This window comes from Variovorax sp. (assembly GCF_035634955.1).
Taxonomy (GTDB): Bacteria; Pseudomonadota; Gammaproteobacteria; order Burkholderiales; family Burkholderiaceae_C; genus Variovorax.
Map to the genome: position 1 here is coordinate 217,510 of NZ_DASQBZ010000020.1, position 12,866 is coordinate 230,375.

At 70.4% G+C, this 12,866-nt stretch carries 14 protein-coding genes and 1 riboswitch; all 14 genes read right to left on the bottom strand.

Going from position 1 to position 12,866, the window contains the following annotated elements; all coding sequences use genetic code 11:
* Positions 1-2: 2 nt before the first annotated feature.
* Positions 3-539, bottom strand: a complete 537-nt coding sequence (gene nusB, locus VES41_RS10380; protein WP_324816363.1) for a transcription antitermination factor NusB — start codon at positions 537-539, stop codon at positions 3-5.
* Positions 536-1,003, bottom strand: coding sequence for a 6,7-dimethyl-8-ribityllumazine synthase (ribH, locus tag VES41_RS10385; protein ID WP_324816364.1), 468 nt, complete (start codon positions 1,001-1,003; stop codon positions 536-538). The genes nusB and ribH overlap by 4 nt, the downstream gene beginning before the upstream one ends.
* A 38-nt stretch (positions 1,004-1,041) precedes the next feature.
* Positions 1,042-2,202, bottom strand: a complete 1,161-nt coding sequence (gene ribBA, locus VES41_RS10390) for a bifunctional 3,4-dihydroxy-2-butanone-4-phosphate synthase/GTP cyclohydrolase II (RefSeq protein ID WP_324816366.1) — start codon at positions 2,200-2,202, stop codon at positions 1,042-1,044.
* Positions 2,199-2,855, bottom strand: a complete 657-nt coding sequence (locus VES41_RS10395) for a riboflavin synthase (RefSeq protein WP_324816367.1) — start codon at positions 2,853-2,855, stop codon at positions 2,199-2,201. The genes ribBA and VES41_RS10395 overlap by 4 nt, the downstream gene beginning before the upstream one ends.
* Before the next feature lie 54 nt (positions 2,856-2,909).
* Positions 2,910-4,013, bottom strand: coding sequence for a bifunctional diaminohydroxyphosphoribosylaminopyrimidine deaminase/5-amino-6-(5-phosphoribosylamino)uracil reductase RibD (ribD, locus tag VES41_RS10400; RefSeq protein ID WP_324816368.1), 1,104 nt, complete (start codon positions 4,011-4,013; stop codon positions 2,910-2,912).
* Positions 4,014-4,064: 51 nt separating this feature from the next.
* Entirely contained in the window at positions 4,065-4,538 is a 474-nt protein-coding gene (locus VES41_RS10405; RefSeq protein WP_324816370.1) for a type IV pilin protein, read from the bottom strand.
* Complete coding sequence (locus tag VES41_RS10410) at positions 4,535-6,886, bottom strand: pilus assembly protein (protein ID WP_324816372.1); 2,352 nt, start codon at positions 6,884-6,886, stop codon at positions 4,535-4,537. Before VES41_RS10410 ends, VES41_RS10405 begins: the two co-directional genes overlap by 4 nt.
* A gap of 224 nt (positions 6,887-7,110) precedes the next feature.
* Entirely contained in the window at positions 7,111-7,788 is a 678-nt protein-coding gene (locus VES41_RS10415) for a hypothetical protein (protein WP_324816374.1), read from the bottom strand.
* Between the two features lie 43 nt (positions 7,789-7,831).
* A complete protein-coding gene (locus tag VES41_RS10420; RefSeq protein WP_324816375.1) occupies positions 7,832-8,599 on the bottom strand; it encodes a hypothetical protein in 768 nt (255 codons plus the stop codon).
* A gap of 1 nt (position 8,600) precedes the next feature.
* On the bottom strand, positions 8,601-9,140 hold the full coding sequence (pilV, locus tag VES41_RS10425; protein ID WP_324816377.1) for a type IV pilus modification protein PilV: 540 nt from the start codon (positions 9,138-9,140) through the stop codon (positions 8,601-8,603).
* Positions 9,137-9,643 (bottom strand): GspH/FimT family protein, encoded by a 507-nt coding sequence (locus VES41_RS10430; RefSeq protein WP_324816378.1) that lies wholly within the window; start codon positions 9,641-9,643, stop codon positions 9,137-9,139. The genes pilV and VES41_RS10430 overlap by 4 nt, the downstream gene beginning before the upstream one ends.
* 273 nt (positions 9,644-9,916) lie before the next feature.
* Positions 9,917-10,360 (bottom strand): transcriptional regulator NrdR, encoded by a 444-nt coding sequence (gene nrdR, locus VES41_RS10435; protein ID WP_324816379.1) that lies wholly within the window; start codon positions 10,358-10,360, stop codon positions 9,917-9,919.
* Between the two features lie 16 nt (positions 10,361-10,376).
* Positions 10,377-11,621, bottom strand: coding sequence for a serine hydroxymethyltransferase (gene glyA, locus VES41_RS10440; protein ID WP_324816381.1), 1,245 nt, complete (start codon positions 11,619-11,621; stop codon positions 10,377-10,379).
* A 46-nt stretch (positions 11,622-11,667) separates the two neighbouring features.
* Positions 11,668-11,761: riboswitch (ZMP/ZTP riboswitch) on the bottom strand.
* Positions 11,762-11,860: 99 nt separating this feature from the next.
* Positions 11,861-12,727 carry a lytic transglycosylase domain-containing protein gene (locus VES41_RS10445; protein ID WP_324816383.1) on the bottom strand — a complete coding sequence of 289 codons (867 nt, stop codon included), beginning with the start codon at positions 12,725-12,727 and terminating at the stop codon, positions 11,861-11,863.
* Positions 12,728-12,866 lie beyond the last annotated feature (139 nt).

The window sequence follows — 12,866 nt, forward strand, 5'->3', positions numbered from 1 at the left end:
GCTCAAGGACGAGCCTTTCCGCCGCTGCGGTCGGCGTCCACCTCGGCGCTGCGCAGGGTGGGCGCCAGGCCGTTGAGCACGGCATTGACGTACTTGTGCCCGTCGGTGCCGCCGAACTCCTTGGCCAGCTCGATGCATTCGTTGAGCACGACGCGCCAGGGCACGTCGGGGCAATGCATGAACTCGTAGACGCCGATCCACATCACCGCATGTTCGATCGGAGATATTTCGGCCAGCTTGCGGTCGAGCAGCGGCACGATCAGGCCGTCGAGCTCGACCGCCTGCGCGATGGCGCCGTGCAGCAGGGAGTCGTAGTGCACCGCGTCGGCCTTGTGGAAGCCGGCGAGGTCGCGCGTGAACGAGTCGATGGATTCGGCGTCGTTGCGGCCGACCATGTGCTGGTAGAGCGCCTGCAGCGCGAACTCGCGCGCGCGGCTGCGCGCGGACTTGGCCGATGCCTTGCGCGCGCCAGTGCTCGTCAGGCCGCCGCGCGGCGGGCGCGTGGCGGGCTTGCCCGCCGGGTTGTTGTCGTCGTTCATTTGAGGCGTGCCAGCAACTGGGCCATTTCCACCGCCACGCGCGCGGCGTCGCGGCCCTTTTCGTCCTGGCGGGCCACGGCCTGCGCATGGTTCTCGGTGGTGAGCACCGCGTTGGCGATCGGCAGGCGGGCGTCCAGCGCCACGCGGCTGACGCCGGTGCCCGATTCGTTGGCGACCAGCTCGAAGTGATAGGTCTCGCCGCGGATGATGCAGCCCAGCGCCACCAGCGCGTGGAAGCCGCCGCGCGTGGCCAGCGCCTGCAGGGCGACAGGCACTTCGAGCGCGCCGGGCACGGTGACGTGCACGATGTCGGCCGGCGCCACGCCGAGCGATTCGAGTTCGCCCAGGCAGGCTGCCGCCAGCGCGTCGGTGATCTCTTCGTTGAACCGGGCCTGCACCATCCCGATGCGTAGCCCCTTGCCGTCCAGCGGCTGCGGGGCTGCTCCCTTGTTGGAATCTTGCATGTTGTATTGGTTTGTTCGAGTGTTGTTCCGAGACGGCGTCAGTCGCGGGTGATGTAGCCCGCGATCTCAAGCCCGTAGCCGGCCGCCATGCTGGGCATGCGCCGCGGCGTTCCCAGCAGGTTCATGCGCTGCACGCCGCATTCGCGCAGGATCTGCGCCCCGATGCCATAGCTGCGCAGGTCCATGCGTCCGCGCTCGGGCGCCTGTGCCGGACGGGCGGTGCCGTTGAACTGCGCCAGCAGTTCCTCGGCCGATTCGCCGCAATTGAGGAACACGGCCACGCCGCGCCCCTCGGCGGCGATGCGAGAAAGGCTGGCGTCAAGGCTCCAGGAGTGCATCGGCCGGTTGAGTTCCAGCGCATCGAGCAGCGACAGGGGCTCGTGCACGCGCACGGGCACCGTGTCCTCGGGGGCCCAGCGCCCGCACACGAGCGCCAGGTGCACGCCGCCGCTGGGCGCGTCGCGGAAGGCGTGGGCGGTGAACGTGCCCCAGGCGGTCTGGATCTCGCGGGCTTCCCCTACGCGCTGGACCAGCGTCTCGGTGCGGCTGCGGTGCTCGATCAATGCGGCAATGGTGCCGATCTTGAGCCCGTGCTGGGCCGCGAACAGCTGCAGGTCCGGCAGGCGCGCCATCGTGCCGTCCTCGTTCATCACTTCGCAGATGACCGAGGCCGGCGAGCAGCCCGCCATGGCGGCCAGGTCGCACCCGGCCTCGGTGTGACCGGCACGCATGAGCACGCCGCCGTCCACGGCCTGCAGCGGGAAGATGTGGCCGGGCTGGACCAGGTCTGCCGCAACGGCGTCCGGCGCCACTGCCGCCTGCACGGTGCGGGCGCGATCCGCCGCCGAGATGCCGGTGCTGACGCCTTCGGCAGCCTCGATCGACACGGTGAACGCGGTGGAATGCTTGGCGCCGTTGCGCGCCACCATGGGCGGCAGCTGCAATCGCTCGCACATCTCGCGCGACAGTGTCAGGCAGATCAGGCCGCGTGCGTGCCGTGCCATGAAGTTGATGGCCTCGGGCGTGATGTGGTCGGCGGCGATGATGATGTCGCCCTCGTTCTCGCGGTCTTCCTCGTCCACGAGGATGACCATGCGTCCGGCACGCAGCTCGTCGACGATTTCGGATACCGGCGAGATCGGCGCGCGCGCACGGTCGTCGCTCGGCACGGCGGACAGGGGGGTGACCGATGCGTTCATGGTTGCTTGTCCTTGGCAGAAGCCGGCGCGATGGCGCCGGCCTTCAGCATGCGCTCGACGTAGCGCGCGACGGTGTCGATTTCGAGGTTGACCGGGCTGCCTTCGCGCAGCTGGCCCAGCGCGGTGTTCTGCACGGTGTGAGGGATGAGGTTGATGCTGACGTCGCTGCCTTGCGGGTGGTCGTCGACGCGGTTGACCGTCAGGCTGACGCCATTGACGGTGATCGAGCCCTTGTATGCCAGGAAGTGTGCCAGTTCGCGCGGCGCACGCACGACGAGCTCCCAGCTTTCGCCGATCGGCTCGAAGCGGACCACCCGGCCGACGCCGTCCACGTGGCCCGAGACGATGTGACCGCCCAGCCGGTCGCTGGCCCGCAGGGCTTTCTCCAGGTTGATCTGTCCGCCCGCCTCGGTCAGGCCGGCGGTCTTGTCGAGCGATTCGGCGGAAATGTCGATGGTGAACTGGCCCCGGCCCGCGTCGACGGTGGTCACCGTCATGCAGGCGCCGTTCAGGGCGATGCTGTCACCGAGGCCCACATCGTCGAGGTAGCCGGCCGGGGCGCCGATGTGCAGTCGCTTGCCGTGCGATGAAGAGCTTCCGAGGTCGTGGACGGCGGCGATGCGCCCCACGCCGGTAATGATTCCGGTGAACATCCCGGTATTTTATGGCCGCACCGGGTTTGCCCCGATTTGGCGGGCAGTGCCCCCTTAGAAAGCGGCGCGCCCGGCCAGCCGGGCGAGGATACGCAGATCGGTGCCGATCGCTTCCACGTTGCGAAATTCAAGCGACAAGGCATCGGACAGCATGTTCAGCGGCCCGTGCGCGTGGATGCGGCTGGCCATGCCCAGGCCATCGCCGATCAGCTTCGGCGCCAGGTACAGCAGCAGCTCGTCGACCTGGCCTTCGCGCAGCAGCGAGCCGTTGAGCTTGTGGCCGGCCTCGACGTGCAGTTCGTTGACCTCGCGCTGGGCAAGGTCCCGCATCATCTCGGCGAGCGCCACCTTGCCTGTGTCGTCGGGCATGCAGCGCACGTGCGCGCCACGGGCCTCCAGGGCGGCGGCGCGGGCCGGATCCCGGCGGGCGGCGTAGATCCAGACTTCGCGCCCGGGCACCTCGAACAGGCGCGCGTCGACCGGCGTCTGCAAGTGGCTGTCGACCAGCGCCAGCGGCGGCTGGCGCTCGGTTTCGATTTCCCTCACGTCGAGCCGCGGATCGTCCTCGATCACGGTGCCGACGCCGGTCAGGATGGCGCCGGCGCGGGCGCGCCAGGCATGGCCGTCGGCGCGGGCGGCGGGGCTGGTGATCCACTGGCTGGTGCCGTTCTCCAGCGCGGTACGGCCGTCCAGCGAGGCCGCGACCTTCATGCGCACCCATGGCAGACCGCGCACCATGCGGCTGAAGAAGCCGATGTTGAGTTCGTGCGCCTCGTCGGCGCCGGCGCCGACCTCGACCTCGACCCCTGCCGCGCGCAGCCGCTCGAAGCCCTGGCCGGCGACCAGGGGGTTCGGGTCGGGCAGCGAGGCAACCACCTTGCCGATGCCCGCTGCGATGAGGGCGTCGCAGCAGGGGCCGGTGCGGCCGTGGTGGGCACACGGCTCCAGGGTGACGTAGGCGGTGGCGCCTTGCACGGACCGCCCGTGCTGGGCGGCATCGCGCAGCGCCATGATCTCGGCGTGCGGGCCGCCGGCGCGCTGGGTATGGCCGACCCCGATCATGGTGCCGTCCGGTGCCACCAGCACGCAGCCGACGGCGGGATTGGGCGGTGACAGGCGCAGCGCGTGGCGCGCCGCTTCGAGGGCAAGCTGCATCATGGCGTGCAGCATAGCGGGGCGTGCCGGTCGGCGGCGTCGCCTGCGGCGCATTCAACCGGGCCAGCAGTTGGCTGCCGCTGCATCCGGGCCTGTCGCGCCGTGCTCGCCGGTGTCCTTCAAGGTGAGCGTGCCGCAGGCGTCTGTCGCCTGTGCGCCCTGGGGAACGGCATGGAGAACGAATCGCAGGCCGGCGTGTGCGGCGTTTTCCGGCGGCTGTCGCAGGATGCGGTAGCGTTTGCCGTCGGAAATGCCGAGTGACGCCGGCAACGCGCCTTCCGGATAGAGGCCGCGCGCGGTGGCTTCGCGTTCCAGCCAATGGGCGGCCCGCAGCAGCGCGGTGCGGGCTTCGGCGCGGTGCGCACGCTGCAGGATCCGGTGGTACCCGGGCAGCGCGATGGCGGCCACGATGGCCGTGAGCAGCATCACCACCAGCATCTCCAGCAGGGTGAAGCCGGAGCGCGGGCGCCGGCGCCTAGCAGGGCGCCGCGCAGGAGCCGGCCGCGGGGCCCCGCCCGCCCCATTCATCTCAACTGGCGCCAGGCCGGGCGCACCGCGGTGAAGCCAGGACGCTTGCGCCGCGGGTGGCGGGTGCCATCGAATTGGAGCCGGCTGTCCGTGTGGATGCCCCGCACGATCAGGACGGGCGCGTCCGGCAGCTCGACGCGGTGAGCGCCGAACTCGGCCGCCGCATTGGCGTCGCCGTAGAGGGCGGTGCGCGGGCGCGTGCCATCGAGCGCGCGCAGCGTGTAGCGGAAGCGGCGCTCCCGGGCCGGCGTGCAGGACTCGGCGGCATCGGGGCCGGCGGGTACTGCCGGTACCGTGGCGATGACGTCGACCAGGCCCGCGTCGAAAGCCGCGGGGTGCGCCAGGACGCGCTCGCCGCGCGACGGCAGGTCGATGAACCATCCGCGCATGCGGTCGCTGCCGGTGCCCGCGGGCGGGTTGGTTGCCGCGGCGGTGACCGCAGGTGGCGTCGACAAGGACCGCTGCTGCAGGCGGGCGCGTTCGATGACGGCGTCGGTGCCGTCACCGTGGTCGCGAATGCCGTAGATCGACTGCGCGCCGGCGGTGTGGCGGTCCGCGCGGCGGAGCAGTTGGCCGGTACCCACCACCAGCATGCCGCCGCCGTCCGGATGGGGCTCCCAATGTGGCGCCGTGGTGATGGGCTGCGGCTGACCCTGCGCGTCGCGCGCCGCAAATACGGGTTCGCCGGACCGGGCCACTGCCCATTGCGCGGGGTCGGCCGAACGCAGGTCGAATTTCCACAGGCGCCCCTGCAAGTCGCCCGCGTAGGCGAGGTCGGCGATCCGGTCGCCCTCCAGGTCGACCAGGCGCACGGGAGACAGGCCATTGCTTCCCGCCCGTCCGGCGGTGATCTTGCGCAGTTCGCGCGCGCCGTCGAGGTACTGGATCAGCAATGCGGCTTGCCGGGCGCGGCTGTCGTACCCGTTGCCCAGGACCAGGGCGGGGCGCCCGTCCTGCAGCCGTGCGACGGACGCGGAATGCCCGGGGTCGGCACGCGTGGTCACCGGCGCGCCGAAGATGTGACCCAGGTGCGGATCGGCCGCGTCGGTGGTGTCCAGGCGCACCTGCCGGGCTGCCCGGGATTCGTCGTCGAAAGCCGAGGGACTTGCGACGTCGATCGCGAAATAGCCCTTGGCCCCGGCGCCCGGAAAGCCGAACACCCAATGTCGCCGCGCATCGCCATCGTCCCATCTGGCGCTGAACGGCGAGGCGTCGACGAAGGCGCGATGGATGTAGTCTGGCCGGGTCAGCTTCGCGAGGTGGCCATGCACGCCTTGCGGGACGTAGGCGAAGCGTTCGCTGCCGTCGCGGGCGGCGAAGGCATGGAGCATTCCGCCATTGGCTCCGGCGAAGATGAGCGCTTCGGTGTTGGGGGCGACAGTCGAACCCGTGGCCGGGTGGGTGGTTGCCCACAGCTGCGCATGAAGGGCGTCGGCCTGGCGCGAGACCCGGTCGCGCAACGGGCCGCCATGCGCTTGCTCGTCGTCCCGCGCGCCGCGCAGCCAGGCGAGCCTGCGCTCGCCGAGTGCGTCGGCGGAGCCGTGGCCGTCGTCGGCCAGCGCCCGGCGTTGTTCGGGCGTCAGGTCCGGCCAGCGCCAGGGAATGCCTTCCAACTGCGCTGCCTCGCCGCGGCTGGAGAGAATGATCCGCGCTTGCGCAGGTCGTCGATCGAGCAGGCTTGCCGTCGTGTGCGCCGTGCCGGAATCCGTCGCGCGGCCCCAGGGAGCGGACTGCGCATCGATGAATTCGCCCCTTTTCGTGCGCGCCACCAGTTCGCCGTGCCAGCGCAAGGCATCGAAGCGAGCGGCGACGACCAGTTCGGCGTCCTCCGCGCCGCCCGGCGCTGACACCAGCGAGGTGGCGCGCCAGCCGGGCAGGCCTTGGGCCTCGGCCAGCACCGTGCGCAACGCCCTGTCCATGGCTTCCCCGGCGCCGGTTTCGGCGAGCCGCACGCTGTGGATCGCGCTCACCCGCGGCGACGCGGGATCAGCCGCGGGGTTCGTGGTGCGCGGCCGTTCGGTGTCGGCGTCGACGCTCGTCCCCAGCACCAGCAGGTGCGACTGCCGGCAAGTGCCGGTATTCGCATCGGTGGTCTCGAGCGCCGAAGTGGCCGCGGCGACGAGCGACGCGACATCGTCGGCCGATGGCGCCGCGGCAGCTTGCGCCTCCTGCTGCAGGAACGCGGCGAAAGCCTTGCGCCGGGCCGCGTCCAAAGGCCGCGGAGGGTTGGCCCGTGCGCATGGCGGGCGTGCGGGAGACGGAGCACCGCACGCGCGGCCGGCCACCCAGCCAAGGCGCACGCTGCCGTCCGCAAGCCGGCCCACCGCGTGCCGCACCGCGTCGAGCACTTCTCGGCGGCGCGACGGCTCGGTCGGCAGGCGCTGCCAGGCCAGGACCAGGTTCGGTGCCGGCAGGCGGCCGTCGACCAGCACGGGGCCGAGGTCGAAGCCCGTGCCATCCGCGGCGGTTTCCGCCGGCCCGGGCAGCGGCGCGCTGCTGGCCGCAAGGACCTGCAAGGGGATGGCGACAAGCGCTCGGCCGACGGCGCGGCAAAGGCGCGAAAGAGAGCGCGTCATGCGTCCACCCGCTTCCAGACGAAAAGCCTTTGCAGCGCCACCCGGGTGCCGAGGCGGCGCCCTTCGGCCAGTGCGGTGATTCGGAAGACGAACGGGTTGTCGGCGTCCGGCGCCTCGGCCGTTCCGAACGGACCGGCAAAGGGCAGCACCTCGATCCAGTACCAGGCCCGCTCGGTCAGCAGTGGATCGTTCGCCGGCGCAGCGCCGCTGAACTGCGCAAACCGCGCCGCGCCTTGCGTGAGGCGGATCAATTCGTCGGACGGTTGCTTCCAGAACCCGTCCGGCAAGGCCCCAGGCAGGCAGATGCCGAGGGTGCATGGCGTGCCGGAAGCGGCGGCCGAAGCCATGATCACCGCGTGCAGCCGCGCATGATCCGCCTTGCCTGCCCTGGGGATCCACGGTTCGCCCAAGGATGGCGCGAGGCCGCGGCAGTTCGGCCCGCCCGGCGCCCCGGCGGCGGAGGCACCCGAGCCGCCGGTGCATGGCGTCCCGTCGGGGCGTTCGCCGCGAATGTCGAACTCAGCGTCGCGCAGCATCGCCTGGGCATTGGCGAAGGCCCGGTGGTGATCGGCCTCGGTCGCACTGAGACGCTGGCTGAACCAGGCAGTCCGGGCCGAGGCCAGCATCAGCAAGGTGGACAGCAGCACCATCACCATGACGACCAGCAGCACCACGCCACGCTGGCGGTTCCGTTCGACGCCGCGCCGGGCTCGCATGTCAGCCGGTCTCCCGGGCGCGCAGGGTGAACAGGCGGCGCACCACCAGATGGCGGCGCGCGGAATCCGAGACGGCGTGGCCGGTGCAATCCACGTAGGGCGCCGATGCGCCGCCGCTGTGCGGCGCGCCGTGCAGGTCGATGCAGACCTCGATCGCGCCGACCTGGTGCCAGCGTCCGGCCTGTTCGACCGCGTCGGCGTCCATTTCGCGTACCTGCGTGCCGTCGCGCAGGCGGTAGCGGGCGCGAAATGCGGCGACGCCGTAGGCCAGCGGCTGGTTCTGTCCGGAACTGCTGCGGCAACTCAGCTTGCCGGAAGTGTCGGCATGGAAGGTGGCGCTGGTGCGGCGGTCGGGCTGGGACGCCTGGCCCAGGCAGTCGACGCGCGCCGTACCCGGCGCCGGCAGCGCCGGCTCCGTGAGGGTGAGGCTGTCATGCCGATCGCCCGAGGTGCCATGGACAACGGCCCCACCGTCTGCGCCGGCCGGCCCGGGCTGTGCGGCATAGCGAAAGCCGCCGGTGTCGCCGACCGACTCCATGTCGAGCGAGCCTGCCGGATGCACTTGCCGTCCGATTGCGCGCATCAGGAAGCCGGCCTGCTGCTGCAACTGGCTCTGGTCCTCGATGGCGCGCTGGGCATCGCGCAGCAGCACCAGCGCGGCAAAGGCGCTCGTGATCACCACGGCGCCGACCGCCAGTCCGACCAGCACCTCGAACAGCATCGCGCCTTGCCTGTGCCGGCGCATGCGGGGCGACGGGCGCGTGCGCATGTCAGGGCTGCACCACGGCGTAGTGACAGGTCCAGCCCTGCGGGCAGTCCGGCCGGCCCGGCTCCTGCATGGGGTTTGGCGCGGCGACCGGCGGTGCGGCGCCAGCGGCACGCCAGCCGATCATCACGCCGAGCCTGGTGCCTGCCTTGCTGCTGTCGCCCTGCAGTCGGTAGACCGCCGCCCCGCCCGAGGGTAACTGCCGGTAGACGGCTTGCCGCCAGCGCGCCAGATCCCAGCGGGCGAGGGCGGTGGCGTCGCACCAACGGGAGGCGCAGTCGACGCTGTCGTCGGCGGTCGTGCCCCAGTCGGAGCGGAAGTTCTCAAGTTGCGCCAGCGGCCCCGGGTTGGCGCGCATGCGCTCGGTCAGGTCGTCGATCAACAGGATGGCCTGGCTTCTGCGCAGGCTGTCGCTGCTGCTCGCCAGCGTCCGCAACTGGCCCCAAAGCATGCCGAGCAGGGCAAGGCCAAGAACGGCGAGGGCGATGAGGGCCTCGAGCAGGGTTGCGCCGCGCAGCGCGTGCCGGCCGGCGGCGGTGTTCAATCGGCGCATCGTGCGGCGTCGGGCCGGGCTCGTATGCGGCCGCCGGCGGATATGCACAGGGCCGCCACGGCCGCGGGAGCGGTCCGCGATTGCAGGCTGAAGCCCAGGGCGCCCAGGCCGTTGAACTGGCCCCAGGCGTTCACGCGGAGCGAGGCCGAGCCGCGGGTCTGAACGATGTCGACGCCGCCCGTCGTGACGACAGCCTGCAGCACTGCTTCGCCCGAGGCTGCGCGTCCGTCCTCGTCGAGATCGGCGACGACTTTCCAGCCGCATCGCCATTGCGCCGCGTTGTCCGAGGTCGCCTGGCAGTCGGCATGCCCGGGGCTGCGCACCACCGCCACGCGGCCGCCGCGCTTGAATGCTTCGGCGCGCGCCAGGTGAAGGCTGCCGCGCAGCGCCTCCGTCGCGGAGCGCACGCGCAAGCGCTCGGTTACTGCTGTGAAACCCGGTGCCGCCAAAGCCGCGAGCAGGCCCAGCAGCGCGACGGCCAGCAGCAGTTCCATGAGCACCAATCCGCCCACCGGTGCACGGCTGCCGCAGGCGCGGCGCGCGCCGGTCCTGGACGCGACCACGTCCTCGCCCCCTGTCGTCGACAACGCCAACTCCCCTCGTTGATTCGCGGCAGATGCTAGGCGTGGCCGGAGTTGGAATGGCAGCCCGCCGCCGTTCGGGCCCGATCAGCGGATGAGCGGCAGAAGCGGTGCCCGTGCAACGAATCGGACCAACTGCTCACCAATGCAGGCAGCCGGGCCGACGCCGGTGCCGCCGCATGCGGGTCAGATGTCGCGCAACAGTTGGCGGAACTCGTCCACGTCTTCGAAGCTGCGGTACACCGACGCGAAGCGGACGTAGGCGACCTTGTCCAGGCGCTTGAGCTCGCGCATGACGATCTCGCCAAGCTTGGTCGACTCGATTTCGCGCAGACCGCTCGACAGGAGTTTCTGCTCGATGCGCAGGATCGCGTTGTCGACCTGCTCGATGCTCACCGGCCGCTTGCGCAGGGCCAGCTGCATCGAGGCGCGCACCTTGCCGGAATCGAATTCGGCACGGCGGCCGTCTTTCTTGACCACGGCAGGGAATGTCACTTCCGGCCGTTCATAGGTGGTGAAGCGCTTGTCGCAGGCGGCGCACTGGCGCCGCCTGCGAACGAATTCGCCATCCTCGGTGACGCGGGTCTCGACGACCTGCGTCTCGGCGTTGCCGCAGAAAGGACACTTCATGCGGCGCGGGCGTCGATCAACGGTAGACCGGGAAGCGCTCGGTCAGCGCGTGTACCTTGGCCCGGACGGCGGCGATGTGGTCGGCGTCGCGCGGGTTGTCGAGCACGTCGGCGATCAGGTGCGCCGTGGCGCGGGCTTCCTCGTCCTTGAAGCCGCGCGTGGTCAGGGCCGGCGTGCCGATGCGCACGCCGCTCGTCACCATCGGCTTTTCCGGGTCGTTCGGGATGGCGTTCTTGTTGATCGTCATGTGGGCCTGGCCCAGCACCGCCTCGGCCTCCTTGCCGGTGATTCCCTTGGCACGCAGGTCCACCAGCATCACGTGGCTTTCGGTGCGCCCGCTGACAATGCGCAGGCCGCGCTCGGTAAGCGTCTCGGCCACGATGCGGGCATTCTTGACCACCTGTTCCTGGTAGGCCTTGAACTCCGGCGCCATGGCTTCCTTGAAGGCGACGGCCTTGGCGGCGATGACGTGCATCAGCGGCCCGCCCTGGAGCCCGGGGAAGACGGCGCTGTTGATCGCCTTCTCGTGCTGCGCCTTCATGAGGATGATGCCACCGCGCGGGCCGCGCAGGCTCTTGTGCGTGGTGGAGGTGACCACGTCGGCATGCGGCACCGGGTTGGGATAGACGCCCGCGGCCACCAGGCCGGCGTAATGGGCGATGTCCACCATGAAGATCGCGCCGACGTCGCGGGCCACCTTGGCGAAGCGCTCGAAGTCGATGCGCAGCGAATACGCCGACGCGCCGGCGATGATCAGCTTGGGCTGGTGCTCGTGGGCCTTGCGCTCCATGGCGTCGTAGTCGATGGCCTCGTTGGCGTCCAGGCCGTAGCTGACCACGTTGAACCACTTGCCGCTCATGTTCAGCGGCATCCCGTGGGTCAGGTGGCCGCCTTCGGCCAGGCTCATGCCCATGATCGTGTCGCCGGGCTTGAGGAAGGCCAGCATGACCGCCTCGTTGGCCGAGGCGCCGCAATGCGGCTGCACGTTGGCGGCATCGGCGCCGAAGATCGTCTTGATGCGCTCTATGGCCAGTTGCTCGACCACGTCGACGTGCTCGCAGCCGCCGTAGTAGCGGCGGCCGGGGTAGCCCTCGGCGTACTTGTTGGTCAGCTGGGTGCCCTGGGCGGCCATGACGGCCGGCGAGGCGTAGTTCTCGCTGGCAATCAGCTCGATGTGGTGTTCCTGGCGGGCATGCTCGGCCTGGATGGCGGCCCACACTTCGGGATCGGTCTGGTCGACCAGAATGCTGCGTTGGTACATGGCAGTCCTTCAATCAAGACGATGAGCCTTGTTCAGTGAAGCAAACAAGGGCTGCCCAGGCGAACGGCAAAACACCCGGCGGCGCGGGCGGTACGCTTCCCAGTGGTGTGCCCCACGTCGGCGCCGGTGCATCCGACGCGGCCCGTGCCGGGCCGGCGGAAACGGGCGCCTATCGCCAGTCGCGTACGCCCCGAGTTTATCCGAGCGCGGCGCCGGCCGGGAGCGCAGTCAGCATGCGCTCAGGGTGCGGGCGAGAGCAGCGCGACCTTGTCTTCGCCCTCCGCGGGGCGCTTCTTGGTCTCGATGGCGTTCGACGGCGAACCGTCGCGCGTCGGGCCGGGCGAGGCGTTGGGGGCCACGGCCTGCCCATGCGCCACCCGGTCCAGGCGGGCACGCTCGGCCATGACCTTGCTGGCGTAGCCGCCATCGCTTTGCAGGTTGGCGGCGCCAACGTAGTAGCGAAGGCCGCCCTCGAGCGAACCGGCGCGGGAAATGCATTCGAGCAGCACCTTCACGCCCACGCGCATGTTGGTCACCGGATCGAAGGCCGTCAGTGTGCCGCCGGCGCTTTCGTATTTGTCGCCATGCACGCGGGTCATGACCTGCATCAGGCCCTGCGCGCCGACGTGGCTTTGCGCGAACGGGTTGAAGCTCGATTCCACGGCCATGATGGCCAGGATGAGCGTCGGCTCGAGCTTGGTACGCTGGCCCAGTTCGTAGGCTTCGGACACCAGCACGCTCAGCGGTTCCGGCGCCACCCTGTACTTGCGGGCGAGCCAGTAGGCAATGGCCGCCTGCTGCTTGGGCAGGTCCAGCGGACTGGCCGCCGTGGTGCGCTCCAGCGCGGTGGGTTCGAGCTCCACCGGGTCGGCGGCAGGCTCGGCCGTGGCCACCTTGAGGGCGTCCCGGCGTGCCTCCAGCCAGCCCATGAGCTGGTCTTCGCCGGATTGGCGCAGGTCGGGGCGCGCCAGCAGGGCCAGCACGGCAAACACCGTGGCCAGGCCCAGGAGGGCAAAGCCATTGTGGGTGATTTCGAAGAAGCCATCCGCCACGTCGGACACGAATGTCCTCAGCCCTTGGGCTGCGGCCGACAACGCCTGTTTCATCGCTCTTTCCTTTCTGTCCTGTCTCGCTCGCCGATGCGGCCCGAAGGCAGCAGGACGAATGGGACAGCGCGTTGGATCGGCATGTATCAGGTTCGCGCAATGGGAGGTGGGCGCGAAACGCCTGACACATAGAAACGCA

Excerpts from the sequence above, each read along its gene's own strand:
- VES41_RS10405 (WP_324816370.1), bottom strand. The coding sequence starts at position 4,538 with ATGAATGGGGCGGGCGGGGCCCCGCGGCCGGCTCCTGCGCGGCGCCCT.
- ribD (WP_324816368.1), bottom strand. The coding sequence starts at position 4,013 with ATGATGCAGCTTGCCCTCGAAGCGGCGCGCCACGCGCTGCGCCTGTCA.
- ribH (WP_324816364.1), bottom strand. The coding sequence starts at position 1,003 with ATGCAAGATTCCAACAAGGGAGCAGCCCCGCAGCCGCTGGACGGCAAG.
- VES41_RS10445 (WP_324816383.1), bottom strand. The coding sequence starts at position 12,727 with ATGAAACAGGCGTTGTCGGCCGCAGCCCAAGGGCTGAGGACATTCGTG.
- ribBA (WP_324816366.1), bottom strand. The coding sequence starts at position 2,202 with ATGAACGCATCGGTCACCCCCCTGTCCGCCGTGCCGAGCGACGACCGT.
- VES41_RS10395 (WP_324816367.1), bottom strand. The coding sequence starts at position 2,855 with ATGTTCACCGGAATCATTACCGGCGTGGGGCGCATCGCCGCCGTCCAC.
- nrdR (WP_324816379.1), bottom strand. The coding sequence starts at position 10,360 with ATGAAGTGTCCTTTCTGCGGCAACGCCGAGACGCAGGTCGTCGAGACC.
- glyA (WP_324816381.1), bottom strand. The coding sequence starts at position 11,621 with ATGTACCAACGCAGCATTCTGGTCGACCAGACCGATCCCGAAGTGTGG.
- VES41_RS10420 (WP_324816375.1), bottom strand. The coding sequence starts at position 8,599 with ATGCGCACGCGCCCGTCGCCCCGCATGCGCCGGCACAGGCAAGGCGCG.
- VES41_RS10430 (WP_324816378.1), bottom strand. The coding sequence starts at position 9,643 with ATGGAACTGCTGCTGGCCGTCGCGCTGCTGGGCCTGCTCGCGGCTTTG.
- nusB (WP_324816363.1), bottom strand. The coding sequence starts at position 539 with ATGAACGACGACAACAACCCGGCGGGCAAGCCCGCCACGCGCCCGCCG.